This window comes from Endozoicomonas sp., assembly GCF_051008435.1.
GTDB lineage: Bacteria > Pseudomonadota > Gammaproteobacteria > Pseudomonadales > Endozoicomonadaceae > Endozoicomonas_A.
Map to the genome: position 1 here is coordinate 1 of NZ_JBPCXO010000127.1, position 12,151 is coordinate 12,151.

The 12,151-nt window shown below is 49.2% G+C and carries 11 protein-coding genes; 5 read left to right on the top strand and 6 right to left on the bottom strand.

Features of this window, described 5'->3' with window-relative positions; all coding sequences use genetic code 11:
- Positions 1-129: 129 nt before the first annotated feature.
- From thiH to ACR2PX_RS05925, 4 genes are all read right to left on the bottom strand, one after another.
- Positions 130-1,245 (bottom strand): 2-iminoacetate synthase ThiH, encoded by a 1,116-nt coding sequence (gene thiH, locus ACR2PX_RS05910; RefSeq protein ID WP_433998440.1) that lies wholly within the window; start codon positions 1,243-1,245, stop codon positions 130-132.
- Positions 1,245-2,012: a thiazole synthase gene (locus ACR2PX_RS05915; protein WP_433998441.1), complete on the bottom strand. Its 768-nt coding sequence runs from the start codon at positions 2,010-2,012 to the stop codon at positions 1,245-1,247. Before ACR2PX_RS05915 ends, thiH begins: the two co-directional genes overlap by 1 nt.
- Before the next feature lie 69 nt (positions 2,013-2,081).
- On the bottom strand, positions 2,082-2,282 hold the full coding sequence (gene thiS / locus ACR2PX_RS05920) for a sulfur carrier protein ThiS (RefSeq protein WP_433998442.1): 201 nt from the start codon (positions 2,280-2,282) through the stop codon (positions 2,082-2,084).
- 103 nt (positions 2,283-2,385) lie between these two features.
- Complete coding sequence (locus tag ACR2PX_RS05925) at positions 2,386-3,054, bottom strand: glutathione S-transferase family protein (protein WP_433998443.1); 669 nt, start codon at positions 3,052-3,054, stop codon at positions 2,386-2,388.
- A 207-nt stretch (positions 3,055-3,261) separates the two neighbouring features.
- Between ACR2PX_RS05925 and pheS the strand changes: the two genes are divergently transcribed.
- The 4 genes from pheS to ACR2PX_RS05945 all read left to right on the top strand — a co-directional run bounded on the left by pheS (position 3,262) and on the right by ACR2PX_RS05945 (position 7,521).
- Positions 3,262-4,305 carry a phenylalanine--tRNA ligase subunit alpha gene (gene pheS, locus ACR2PX_RS05930; protein WP_433998449.1) on the top strand — a complete coding sequence of 348 codons (1,044 nt, stop codon included), beginning with the start codon at positions 3,262-3,264 and terminating at the stop codon, positions 4,303-4,305.
- A gap of 70 nt (positions 4,306-4,375) precedes the next feature.
- Positions 4,376-6,778 (top strand): phenylalanine--tRNA ligase subunit beta, encoded by a 2,403-nt coding sequence (gene pheT / locus ACR2PX_RS05935; RefSeq protein ID WP_433998444.1) that lies wholly within the window; start codon positions 4,376-4,378, stop codon positions 6,776-6,778.
- A 91-nt stretch (positions 6,779-6,869) separates the two neighbouring features.
- Complete coding sequence (ihfA, locus tag ACR2PX_RS05940) at positions 6,870-7,181, top strand: integration host factor subunit alpha (RefSeq protein WP_433998445.1); 312 nt, start codon at positions 6,870-6,872, stop codon at positions 7,179-7,181.
- A complete protein-coding gene (locus tag ACR2PX_RS05945; RefSeq protein ID WP_034837363.1) occupies positions 7,153-7,521 on the top strand; it encodes a MerR family transcriptional regulator in 369 nt (122 codons plus the stop codon). Before ihfA ends, ACR2PX_RS05945 begins: the two co-directional genes overlap by 29 nt.
- Before the next feature lie 22 nt (positions 7,522-7,543).
- On the opposite strand, the gene ACR2PX_RS05950 is transcribed toward ACR2PX_RS05945, so the two are convergent.
- Entirely contained in the window at positions 7,544-9,898 is a 2,355-nt protein-coding gene (locus ACR2PX_RS05950) for a tyrosine-protein phosphatase (protein WP_433998446.1), read from the bottom strand.
- A gap of 177 nt (positions 9,899-10,075) precedes the next feature.
- Here ACR2PX_RS05950 and ACR2PX_RS05955 point away from each other — a divergent pair, with 177 nt between their 5' ends.
- A complete protein-coding gene (locus tag ACR2PX_RS05955; protein WP_433998447.1) occupies positions 10,076-11,026 on the top strand; it encodes a substrate-binding domain-containing protein in 951 nt (316 codons plus the stop codon).
- A gap of 48 nt (positions 11,027-11,074) precedes the next feature.
- Here the strand turns inward: ACR2PX_RS05955 and ACR2PX_RS05960 are convergent, their stop codons facing one another.
- Positions 11,075-11,680, bottom strand: coding sequence for a YecA family protein (locus ACR2PX_RS05960; protein ID WP_433998448.1), 606 nt, complete (start codon positions 11,678-11,680; stop codon positions 11,075-11,077).
- Positions 11,681-12,151: the final 471 nt, after the last annotated feature.

Genomic DNA, 12,151 nt, shown 5'->3' on the forward strand with positions numbered 1-12,151 from the left:
TGGCGCTCCTATAGAAGTCATCAAACAGTACGTTCAGCAGCAGAGAACACCGCATTAGTCGGCTATCGCCGACGAGCTTACATCCCCGCACTCAAAGTACGGGGTTTTACGCTCAACCGATAAAGCCTGTTAATGACTATAGCTGCGATCCCAGTCTTTCCAAACTGCTTCCAGACCTTTTGACTTGATGGCTGCTGCTACTGTTTCTGGGCGACGGTTGTCATCTATTGAGAACTGTTCCAGAGACTCAATCGCACCATCCGCATAACCACCGGGCTGGGTGCTGGAGAACGCACTCATTGTGGTAATGCCCAAAGGCAGAACGTTATCTCTGAATGCTTCGGATTCCCGTGTGGACAGTGACAATTCCGCTTCAGGTTTAAACAGTCGATAAGCGCAGATCAGTTGCACTAATTGTTTGTCTGAAATAATTGAGACAGGCTGGAACTCACCTTCACAGGGGCGAAGTCTTGGAAAAGAGATGGAGTAGCGGGTTTTCCAGTAAGTCTTTTCCAGATAGTCCAGATGTGCGGCGGTCATTGCTGAGTCGGTTCGCCAGTCTTCAAGACCAATTAATGCACCCACTCCGATCTTGTCGATACCTGCTTTACCAAGCCTGTCTGCGGTTTCCAGACGATAGTCAAAGTCCATTTTACTGCCACGCAGATGATATTTCTCATAAGCAGAACGGTTGTAGGTTTCCTGGTAGACCAGAACCGCATCAAGACCTAACTCCATAAGTTCTTCGTAATCATTCTGATCCAGCGGTTGGACTTCCAGAGTGATGTGGGAGAAGTAGAGTCGAACCTTTTCAAGTACGGTTTTGAAGTACTCGGTGCCGACGGTTCCTTCAGCTTCACCCGTCACTAGCAGAATGTGATCAAAGCCCATGGCTTTAATAGCTTGCAGCTCACGATCCAGCTCTTCCATGCTGAGGGTTTTGCGCCGAATCTTGTTGCCCAGGCTAAAGCCGCAGTATGTGCAGATGTTGGTGCACTTGTTGGACAGGTACAGCGGTATATACATCTGCACAGTATTGCCAAAGCGCTGACGGGTCAGTGCCATGCTTTTCTGTGCCATCTGTTCCAGATAGGGTTCTGCCGCCGGGGAAATCAGGGACAGGAACTGATCGTGGGTCAGTCGGCGAGCGGACAGGGCATTCTCAACATCAGCAGCGGTCTTGCTGAGGATGTTCATCCTGACTTCATCCCAGTTTAACTGGTTAAACTTGTCTATGAATGACATCAGAAATCTTCCAGAAACGCCGTCAGTGGACTGCTTGCCTGAGCCTGATGTGAACGTGCGCCCAAACCGGCTTCATAAGCACGTCTTCCTGCTACTACGGCTTCCTTGAAGGCAAGCCCCATGGCTACAGGGTTGTTGGAAACAGCGATTGCTGTATTCACCAGTACGGCGTCAGCGCCAATTTCCATCGCCTTAGCCGCATCGGATGGGCTGCCAATACCCGCATCCACAATCACGGGTACCTGGCTCTGCTCGATGATAATGTTCAGAAACTCTTCCGTTTTCAGACCCAGGTTGCTGCCAATAGGCGCTCCCAGAGGCATGACCGCAGCGGCACCGGCTTCTTCCAGCTTTTTACATAAAACCGGGTCAGCGTGTACGTAAGGTAGAACCACAAAGCCCAGCTCAACCAGTTCTTCGCAGGCCTTCAGCGTTTCGATGGGATCTGGCAGCAAGTATTTGGGGTCAGGGTGGATTTCCAGCTTTAGCCAGTTGGTCTGCAAGGCTTCCCTGGCCAGCTGGGCAGCATAAACCGCTTCTCTGGCATCACGGGCGCCGGAAGTGTTGGGCAGCAGGTTAACACCGGCTTCGACCAGTGGAGAGAGGATGTCATCCTGGTCGTCATGCAGGTCCACTCGCTTGAGTGCCATGGTGACCAGTTCGCTCTCGGAAGCCTTGATGGCTTCAGCCATGGTCTGGCTGTTATTGAATTTCCCCGTACCGGTAAACAGGCGAGAATTAAATGTTTTATCAGCAATGGTTAGCATGCCAGCCCTGCAGTCCTAAAAATTGTCTGTTATTCCAAGCGTTTCTTTATTCGCTATAGGCATCGTTTATCAACCACCTGCGGTGGCTTTGATCAGGGTGATACGATCACCATCTTCTACTTTCTTCTGGGGCCACTGGGTGCGGCGGACAATCTGTCGGTTGACCGCCAGTGCCACACCTTTTTCGGCCTGATTGATCTGTTCCAGCAGTTGTTCGAGCGTTAGAGGAGTTTCCGAGCTCAAAGGCTGGTCATTAACAAAAAATTGCATAGATCATTCTGGAAGGTTTTGAAATCAGGAGGGCAGTTTAAAGCAAATCCCCCTCCGGATAAATGAGGGGGGAGCCTTAACACTATACATGTTAACTGGAAGTTTATTTAATGATCATGCTCTTGCCACTGGTAACAACGGTTTCGGCATCGGCTCTGGGTGGGACTTCTACCCCTTTGGCACAGGCGGGGCGAGCCTGTAACTGGTCAATCCAGCGTTGCAGGTGGGACAAGTCATCAATTTCAACACCTGACCAGCTGCTGGTTCTGGCCCAACACCAGTTGGCTATATCGGCAATACTGAAGTCGCCAGCGAGAAACTCATGCTGTTCCAGATGATGGTTCAACACACTGAGCAGGCGATGGGTTTCATTCTGATAACGATCAATAGCAGGCTGAAGCTTTTCCGGGAAATACCGGAAGAAAACATTGGCCTGCCCCATCATGGGGCCTACGCCACCCATCTGGAACATCAGCCATTGAATCACCTGGCTCCGGCCTTTTGGGTCTTGAGGCAGTAACTTACCGGTTTTCTCAGCCAGATAAATCATGATGGCGCCTGATTCGAAGACTGCAAAGTCATCCGCTTCACGATCGATAATAACCGGAATTCGACCGTTGGGGTTCATGGCGAGAAAGTCGGGTCGTTTTTGCTCGCCTTCCATCAGGTTGATTCGATGGGTGTTGTACTCCAGGCCTAGTTCTTCAAGGACCACTGAAGCCTTATGGCCATTTGGCGTTGCTGCCGTGTAGAGGTCAATCTGAGCACTCATAGTCCATTCCTTGTCTCATTCTTTGATAGTTGTCTGAACCATACACTTTGAATGCTTTCGGCCAAAGTCTTCATTGATAATTTGTCCAGAACCCGTCCTGGCTTTGACAAACCGGTAAAGCAAGGCAAGTACGCATCTATTCAAATGCATTCTCAACCGTTAGAATTGGCGGTTTGTTTTCTCTACGCATCGGTTATCGGGAATCCCATGGAGAATCTGGAAACACTAGTTTCACCCATAGTCACCTCTGCTCTGACTGAAGTTGAGTCGGCCGCCAACGCTGCTGATCTGGACCAGGTTCGGGTACGATTTCTTGGCAAAAAAGGCGAATTGACCCAGCTGTTGAAAGGTTTGGGCAAGCTGTCTCCTGAAGAGCGTCCGAAAGCAGGCGGCTTTATTAATGAAGCCAAGCAGCAGGTTCAGGCTGCGCTGAATGTGAAACGTGAAGGTCTGGAAAATGCGGCTCTCCAAGCCCGTCTGGCCAGTGAAACCATTGATGTTACCCTGTCTGGTCGCAGCCAGGATTTAGGGACGGTACACCCTATTACCCGTACCATGGAACGCATCACCGATTACTTTGGTAATATCGGCTTTGAAGTGGCTCAGGGGCCAGAAATCGAAGACGACTACCACAACTTTGAAGCGCTGAACATTCCGGGTCACCATCCGGCTCGTGCCATGCACGATACCTTCTACTTTAATGACGCTTCTTATGAGGGGAGCAGGGTACTGAGAACCCACACCTCTCCGGTTCAGGTTCGTGTCATGGAAGCCCTGAGCAAAGCGGGTGACAAACCTCCCATTGCTATTGTTTGCCCCGGTAAGGTCTACCGTTGCGATTCAGATCAGACTCACAGCCCGATGTTTCATCAGGTAGAAGGTTTGTATGTAGCTGAAAAAGTCAGCTTTGCCGACCTGAAGAGCGTTCTCAGTGACTTCCTGAGAGTGTTCTTTGAGCGTGACGACCTGAAAGTCCGCTTCCGTCCTTCCTACTTCCCATTCACTGAGCCTTCTGCAGAAGTGGATATTGAGTGGGGACTCAATGAAGACGGTTCTACCAAGTGGCTGGAGGTTCTGGGCTGCGGTATGGTTCATCCGAAAGTGTTTGAATACTCCGGTATTGATACCAGCAAGTACACAGGCTTTGCCTTTGGTATGGGTGTTGAGCGTTTTGCCATGCTCCGTTACGGCGTAAACGATTTACGCCAGTTCTTCGATAACGACCTGCGCTTCCTGAGCCAGTTCAACTAACGGCTCTATTGAACATTTCTACTGAAAAGTTTTTAGCGATTAGATCGAATAACGGAGTTGAGAAAAGCATATGAAATTCAGTGAACAATGGTTGCGTCAATGGGTTGCCCTGGAAGTGGGTACCCAGGAGCTGGTAGACAAGATCACCATGGCTGGTCTGGAAGTGGACGACGTTGACCCGGTAGCGGGCGAGTTTTCCGGTGTGGTTGTGGGCGAAATCGTTGCCTGCGAACAGCACCCCGATGCCGACAAGCTGCGCGTAACTCGTGTCAGCATCGGCTCGGAAGAGTTCCAGGTGGTTTGTGGAGCGCCTAATGCCCGTATTGGCATCCGTGTGCCTTTTGCAACGGTAGGTGCACAATTGCCTTTAAAAGAAGCGCCGGGCAACTTCAAAATCAAGAAAGCCAAGCTCCGTGGTGTTGAATCTTTCGGCATGCTGTGTGCTGAAGAAGAGCTGGGTATGGCTGAATCTTCTGACGGCCTGATGGAGTTACCTGCCGATGCGGTTGCAGGTCAGGATATTCGTGAATACCTGAACCTTGATGACAAGATTATTGATGTTGACCTGACACCGAATCGTGGTGACTGTCTGAGCATTGCCGGTCTGGCCCGTGAAGTCAGTGCAAACTTTCTGGCTGATGTCAGCGAAGTTCAGGTAGAGCCTGTTGCACCAGGTATTGATGATACTTTCAAGGTTTCTGTTGAGTCCAAAAAAGGTGCTCCGCGATTCCTGACCCGGGTGCTCAAGGATGTAGACGTCACTAAGCCCACCCCCTTGTGGATGGTTGAACGTCTGCGTCGCTCTGGTATCCGCTCCATTGATCCCGTTGTGGATGTGACGGCTTATGTCATGCTGGAACTGGGTCAGCCTATGCACGGTTATGATCTGGATACCTTGAATGGTTCCCTGATTGTTCGTATGGCTAAAGCTGAAGAAAAGCTGGTGCTGCTGGACGGTCAGGAAGTCAGCATGAACACCGAGACTCTGGTGATTGCTGACGAAAAGCATGCCCTGGGTATTGCCGGTGTTATGGGAGGAGAAGGTTCTGGTGTTTCCCAGACTACCCGCAACGTTCTGTTAGAAGCGGCTTTCTTTGATCCTATTACCATTGCCGGTAAAGCTCGTTCCTACGGATTGCACACAGATGCTTCTCACCGCTTCGAACGGGGTGTGGACTTCCAGCTACAGCGCAAGGCTATTGAAAGAGCAACCGCCCTGATTCAGGAAATCTGCGGTGGTCAGCCAGGACCTGTCGCTGAAGTTGTGAGTGAAGAGCATCTGCCCACTCTGAGCACGGTGACTTTGAGAGCTGAAAAAGTAGCCTCTCTTCTGGGTATTACCATTGAGAATGATCTGATCGAAGCTCTGCTGACCCGTCTGGGTCTGGCACTGAATGCCACCGCAGAAGGTGAGTGGACTGTTTCTGTCCCAAGCTGGCGTTTTGATATTTCCATTGAAGAAGATCTGGTAGAAGAACTGGGTCGTATCTATGGTTATGAACGACTGCCAGAAACCATTCCGACGGCGCTTCTGAAGCTTAAACAAGTAGATGAAGATAAAGTTAAAGAATCCGACATTCGTCGTGTTCTGGTCGGCCGTGGTTATCAGGAAGCCGTTTCTTTCAGCTTCATTGATCCTAAACTGCACCAGCTGTTTGATCCAAAGCGTGAACCCGTAGCTCTGGCCAACCCTATTGCCAGCGATCTGTCGGTAATGCGTACTACTTTGCTGCCTGGCCTGGTTAAAACGGTCAGCTACAACCTGAATCGTCAACAGAGCCGTGTTCGTTTGTTTGAAACGGGTCAGACTTTTGTTCGGGAAGGTGATGAGCTGAGACAAGAGAATCAGATTGCCGCAGTGATCACTGGAAGCCGTTATCCGGAAAGCTGGGCATTGAAGGCTGAGTCTGTAGACTTTTACGATCTGAAAGGAGACGTGGAAGCTCTGTTGGAACTGGGTGGTGCGGCTGGTGACTTCCGTTTTGAAAAAGGCAGTCACGATGCGATGCACCCTGGTCAGTGTGCCGCTTTGATTCGTCACGGTAAGGTGATTGGCCACATGGGTGCTCTGCATCCTAATCTGGCGAAAGAGCTGGGTCTGCTGGGTCTGGATGGTGCTGTTCTGATGTTTGAAGCCAGCCTGGAAGCCGTGAGTCAGGGTAAGGTGACAACATTTACACCGCTGTCTAAATTCCCTGAAGTGCGTCGTGACCTGGCCTTAATCGTTAAACAGGAAGTGGCTGCTGACAGTCTGAATCAAGTGATTCGGGAAGAAGCTTCAGAGTTGCTGAAAGATGTTCGCATCTTTGATGTTTATGCCGGAAAAGGCATTGAAGAAGGTCATAAGAGTCTCGCTTTGGGCTTGACCTTGCAGCACGCTTCCCGCACTCTAAAAGACGAAGAAGTTAATCAGTTGATTGACAGTATCGTAAGTCGGCTGGAATCCGAATTTGGAGCCAGCCTCCGAAGCTAATCAGCCATTGAGAGCGGTCTGTATTCAAGTCTGCTATTGAGCAGGGTTTAAGCAGGGCGCTCCCCGGTTATAAAGAGAGCGGAAGTTATCCATGGGAGCTCTGACGAAAGCTGATATAGCCGAGCGTCTTCATGAAGAACTCGGTTTGAACAAGCGCGAAGCCAAGGATATGGTCGAGCATTTTTTCGAGCACATCCGTCAGGCATTAGAGAATAATGAACAGGTCAAGTTATCCGGATTCGGTAACTTTGAACTGCGCGACAAAAGCCAGCGACCCGGCCGAAACCCCAAAACGGGTGAAGAGATTCCCATTTCTCCCCGCAGGGTGGTGACTTTCAGGCCCGGTCAAAAACTCAGGGCACGAGTTGAGGCCTATGCAGGAAACAGAGCTCAGGAAGAGTGATCTCCCTGTCATTCCCGGCAAGCGTTACTTCACCATCGGTGAAGTCAGCGACTTGTGTCAGGTGAAATCCCATGTCCTTCGATATTGGGAGCAGGAGTTTTCGCAGTTAAAACCGGTAAGGCGGGGGAATCGTCGTTATTACCGGCGTCAGGATGTGTTGCTCATTCGACAGATTCGCAGCTTGTTGTATGACAAACGTTTCACTATTGATGGTGCCCGTAATCATCTCAAGGGTGAAGTGCAGAAGCTGGATGCATCCCAGTACAAGCAGCTGATTCGTCAGACCATTGCTGAGCTGGAGGATGTAGTAGACGCTCTGGATGGAATTCCATCCAGTTAGCGATTGGCTTGTGAATAAGTAGTTAGTTTGAGCCCACCTGACCTGTTGGGCGATTATAGTATCCAGCCTGATTCTGCATATTAGGGATGATTAAATCATTAGCAAACGCTTCGACTTTACTCGCTGCTTCAGCTAATTTTCCACCCTCGGCTTTAAACTCTTGAATGTAACCAATGGCCTTTTCTAGCTGCTGTTGGCCATCTTGTTTGCGCCGACTGAGCTTCACCAGGTCAAATCTCAAAGCTTCGTAGTTTATGTCAGGCTGACCATTTTGGTCGGTAGTATCATACTTGCCCTCAAAAACTTTCTGCTTAATTCTATCTGCTGTTGGTTTGCGTGCCTGTTCTGCATCGGCAATCAATTGATTCAGAAGCTCCAGTTGCTGGCTGGTTTGATTTACCGAGCTGGTATCTTCAGGTGCTGGACTGGGTGTCAGTATTGGAGGTGGTTCAACGGTATCTTCCTCTTCGGATACTTCTTCAATAGAGGTATCACGTTCTACACGTGTATTTACATAAGTATCATCCTGAGAAGCTCTTCTGATTCTGCCCGCATCCCGTTCATCACGGTTAATGGTGGCATAATCGTCTGCACCATAATTAAGTCCATTATCTTCAGGTTCAGGGGCTTCTTGTGGGGTAACAGGCGTTTGAACCGGGGTAGAAACAGTCAGTCCAGCTTCTTTCAATAATGGGTCAAACAGTGGGGTGAACTGCCCGTGAACCGCTGCGACAGTATTGAGCTGTCCGGGTGTTTGAACGAATTTGTTTCTAACCTGACGAGCGGTAGTAATCGTTTGGGTGTAATCCTGTGGAGGCTGGCCCGTCTTTTGATATTCCCTCAGACTGTTATTAATAGTGACAAAAGTTCCGGTTCGGCCGACACCCGCATTGCAGTTCACTACTGTGGGGTTATCTGACCTGGCTGCAACGGAGGGATGCTCGCGAAGCTTTTCAACGAGCACTGACAGCTTTGCCAATCTTTCTGGGTTGCCTGCTGAATGGTCTTCCCAGCCTTTGTCATACACCCTGAACTGTGTCTCACCATTGACGGAGAGCTGTTTGACCGTCACTCGGCCTTCATCAAAGGAATACTGTCCATCCAGTTTTACCTTGACGCCGCCATAGTCTTTTTCTTCTCCGACTACCTTTGGACCTATTTCAATAGAACGCTTGGTGCTTTTTCTACCTGATATTGAGGGGTCTTTGAGTTCCTCTGAGTTGACAAGAGAAATCGAAACCGCTGGGCGATGATGAGCAAGCAGTTTAACAAAGTTTGTTTCTGTGTTTTCAAGGGGCCCCTGTCCTGCAATAAAACTGCCTCCAGGCAGGTCAACTCTTGCAGCATGGTAAGGAGCACCTGGTGCGAAAGCTTGGTCTGCTTTACCAAGATGGATGTTTGTGAATTTTGGGAATGCCTGATCTTTGAAAGCTTGATTATTGTCAATTCTATTTTTGATTACTGGGCTGCGGCCTTCAATTTCACTGAACTGCTTATTTATTGCTGGGTTATCAGGAGCTTTGGGAAACTCTTGGCTAAGCCCAAGTTTGGCTCCATTGTCAGAGCTGTATATACCCTGCAGACCAGGAGTGAGTTGCTGAAGTTCCGGGGATCGGGGGTCAGGGCCTTGCTGAATATTAAGTTGACGATTAATCTCTGTATTCACTGCTTTAGCGAGCTTTGGAGATGAAGTGTATCGTTTGGCAAATTTGTCTTTGAGGCCTTGCACATCCCCATCAAAACTTGGACCTAATGCTTCGGTGACTTTTCTTTCTGCGTAGATTTCACGGACTTCTTGCCTGATGTTTTCGGCTAACAGCTTGTCGTTGTGATCGACTAATAATGTTTTGATGTCGGAAGTGGGTAGTTGCTGGACGGTATCAGAGAATTTGCTTAGAGAGAAACCATCATCTCCCTCGAAGCCTCCGAAGGTTAAATCGCTAATAATTTCAGGAACTGTCAGAGGTTTGGCTGGTTGTGGAGTTTCAGGAGCACTATCTATGATTTCAGGGGGTGTGAAAGAAGGCTTTGACCCGGTTGTATCGGGTGATTCACTTAGTTTATTGGGTAACTCTGGTAATGGGCGGGCAGCCCTTTCCATAAGAGGTGTTGAAGGTGGTTTTGATGTACCCGCTACATTACCGTCAGCGCGATGATCATGCAATTTACCCTGAAAATGGTTATAAGCGGATTTAACCAAACCATGAACACCGAGGACCTCTCGTGCAATTCGAAGTCCCCAAACTTTCGCTTTACCCACGTTGTAGGGTTTGCCGTTGACCGTTACTGTGTCAGTGATTGGCTTCTGGTTTTCAGTGCCTGCTGTTTGTGAATGGCTTACTGGAGAAGCTCCGCCACCATTAATAGGATCGCCCACAACCTCACTCCTGAGAAATTTCCCTGATTCTTTCAGCATAAATGGCTATGTGACTTTTTCCACAGAGTCGGCGTCAAGCGGAGCTGACAGGCGGTCATCGGTCACGAATGTCATATTTCTGTCACATTTCGCGGATAGACTCACCGAAAAATAAGACATGTGCTCTGAAATTTACTCATGACAATAACAAGAACGTTTCGTTTTCTGCTGTTTTCCTCATTAATATCCCTCTTTTCAGTCGCTACTCAGGCTAAAGAGGAATTACTGTTTTCTATTCATGGCTCGAATACAGTGGGTGCCAAACTGGGTCCGTCATTGGCTGAGTCCTATCTAAAATATCTGGGAGCGGAGAGTGTCGGAGTTTTTCCAACGGGTCGGGAAAATGAAGTCAAAGTAACCGGATTTTTGCCCAGTAAAGGTCAGTTGGTCAGCATTTTTATTGCGGCTCATGGCTCATCCAGTGGTTTTAAAGCACTGGCCAATGGAGAAGGGCAGATTGCTGCAGCTTCCCGACCGATCAAATCGAAAGAGCAGGCCATGTTGTCTGACATGGGTGACTTCAGTACCCGTCAAGCGGAGTATGTTGTTGGCATTGATGGATTGGCTATTGTTGTGAATCCCCGTAATGCTGTTAATCAGCTGGACATAACGGATGTCGCTCGCCTGTTTTCCGGTGAGGTCACTAATTGGAAAGAGCTGGGAGGTGCCGACCTGCCAGTTTCCCTGTTTGCTCGTGATGATCGTTCAGGTACCTGGGATACGTTCAAAAATCTGGTACTGGCTAAAAAATACAAGTTAGCTTCAGCCGCTGAGCGCTTTGAGTCTAATCCAGTGCTTTCCGACCGGGTTGCCTCAACTCCGGGTGGCATTGGGTTCTGGGATGCTGTCTGCGACTTTTCTCCTGAAGGGGTTGTTAAAACACTTCGCTACGCTATTGATTTGTTAGGTGAAGATCATGTTGTGCTGGGTTCTGATTTTGATGGCTCAGTGACTACTGCCATGGATGCTTCAGAGTTGGTGATATTGACAGAAACCATGATGAAACAGAATTTTACCGAGTCAGAAATCAGGAAAGTGATGGGTGAGAACACTCGGCGCTTTTTACTGGAACAACTGCCTGAAGCCTGATGAGCAGAAGTACAGCACTGCTCATTGAATTGAGCAGTGCTGGTCGAATTAGCGACGCTTGCGTGGTGGACCTTTTCTCGCAGGCTTGGACTTGTTCGCGGGTGGTTTGCTGCTGGCTTCTTCCGGAGAGTTAAACAGCAAATACAGTTCCATAAGCACTTCCGGAATCTGGCTGCACATATCTTCAGTGAGTTCGTCGTTTTCCAGGATAGCTTCAAACTCAGGCTCGTCATCAAACAGACCAGAACCCAGTATGATCGGGAGCAGCAGTTCACTGACTTCCTGTTCATTTTCCTGGAACCACTTTTTCTCAGTCATGATATGCGCGTGGACGAAACCACAGCACCAGTCCATCAGATCTTCATCATCCGGATCCGAAAACTCTTCACAGGAAAGTTCGAAGCCTTCTTCTTCGTTGAACTGTCTGTCGATAGCACGTGACAGCAACTCAAGAGCCTGTTCCAGCTGAACGGAGTCTTCTTTAGAAAGCTTTACCGGGGCTCCAAACAGAATATCATTACGCTCATCGACCTTTAGCTCGAAGGGGATGATGGCCCTGGCAGTATAGAAGCCATGGATGGCATCGAAGGTAAAACCCTCTTCATCCGCATACTTGTCCAGTAGCGGCTCGAGTGTAGAACAGATGTCCTGCATTTAAAGAAAATCCGGTATGAATTGAGGGTGAGAAGTTTACAGCAGTTTGCGAAAAGATTCCTATTCATTATTCTGTGGCTCGAAGGCTCGAAGGCTCGAAGGCTCGAAGGCTTGAAGGCTCGAAGGCTCGAAGGCTCGAAGGCTTGAAGGCTTGAAGGCTCGAAGGCTTGAAGGCTCGAAGGCTCGAAGGCTTGAAGGCTTGAAGGCTTGAAGGCTTGAAGGCTCGAAGGCTCGAAGGCTCGAAGGCTCGAAGGCTCGAAGGCTCGAAGGCTTGAAGGTTAGAGGGCTTGAAGGTTAGAAGGTTAGAAGAGGTAAAGGTTGACAGAACGAAGGTTATCACCAAGAATTTTCCAGCTTTCCAGCTTTCCAGCTTTCCAGCTTTCCAGCTTTCCAGCTTTCCAGCTTTCCAGCTTTCCAGCTTTCCAGCTTTCCAGCTTTCCAGCTTTCCAGCTTTCCAGCTTTCCAGCTTTC

What these genes read in the sequence shown, in the direction of transcription:
- thiH (WP_433998440.1), bottom strand. Translation starts at nt 1,245, where the DNA reads ATGTCATTCATAGACAAGTTTAACCAGTTAAACTGGGATGAAGTCAGG.
- ACR2PX_RS05915 (WP_433998441.1), bottom strand. Translation starts at nt 2,012, where the DNA reads ATGCTAACCATTGCTGATAAAACATTTAATTCTCGCCTGTTTACCGGT.
- thiS (WP_433998442.1), bottom strand. Translation starts at nt 2,282, where the DNA reads ATGCAATTTTTTGTTAATGACCAGCCTTTGAGCTCGGAAACTCCTCTA.
- ACR2PX_RS05925 (WP_433998443.1), bottom strand. Translation starts at nt 3,054, where the DNA reads ATGAGTGCTCAGATTGACCTCTACACGGCAGCAACGCCAAATGGCCAT.
- pheS (WP_433998449.1), top strand. Translation starts at nt 3,262, where the DNA reads ATGGAGAATCTGGAAACACTAGTTTCACCCATAGTCACCTCTGCTCTG.
- pheT (WP_433998444.1), top strand. Translation starts at nt 4,376, where the DNA reads ATGAAATTCAGTGAACAATGGTTGCGTCAATGGGTTGCCCTGGAAGTG.
- ihfA (WP_433998445.1), top strand. Translation starts at nt 6,870, where the DNA reads ATGGGAGCTCTGACGAAAGCTGATATAGCCGAGCGTCTTCATGAAGAA.
- ACR2PX_RS05945 (WP_034837363.1), top strand. Translation starts at nt 7,153, where the DNA reads ATGCAGGAAACAGAGCTCAGGAAGAGTGATCTCCCTGTCATTCCCGGC.
- ACR2PX_RS05955 (WP_433998447.1), top strand. Translation starts at nt 10,076, where the DNA reads ATGACAATAACAAGAACGTTTCGTTTTCTGCTGTTTTCCTCATTAATA.
- ACR2PX_RS05960 (WP_433998448.1), bottom strand. Translation starts at nt 11,680, where the DNA reads ATGCAGGACATCTGTTCTACACTCGAGCCGCTACTGGACAAGTATGCG.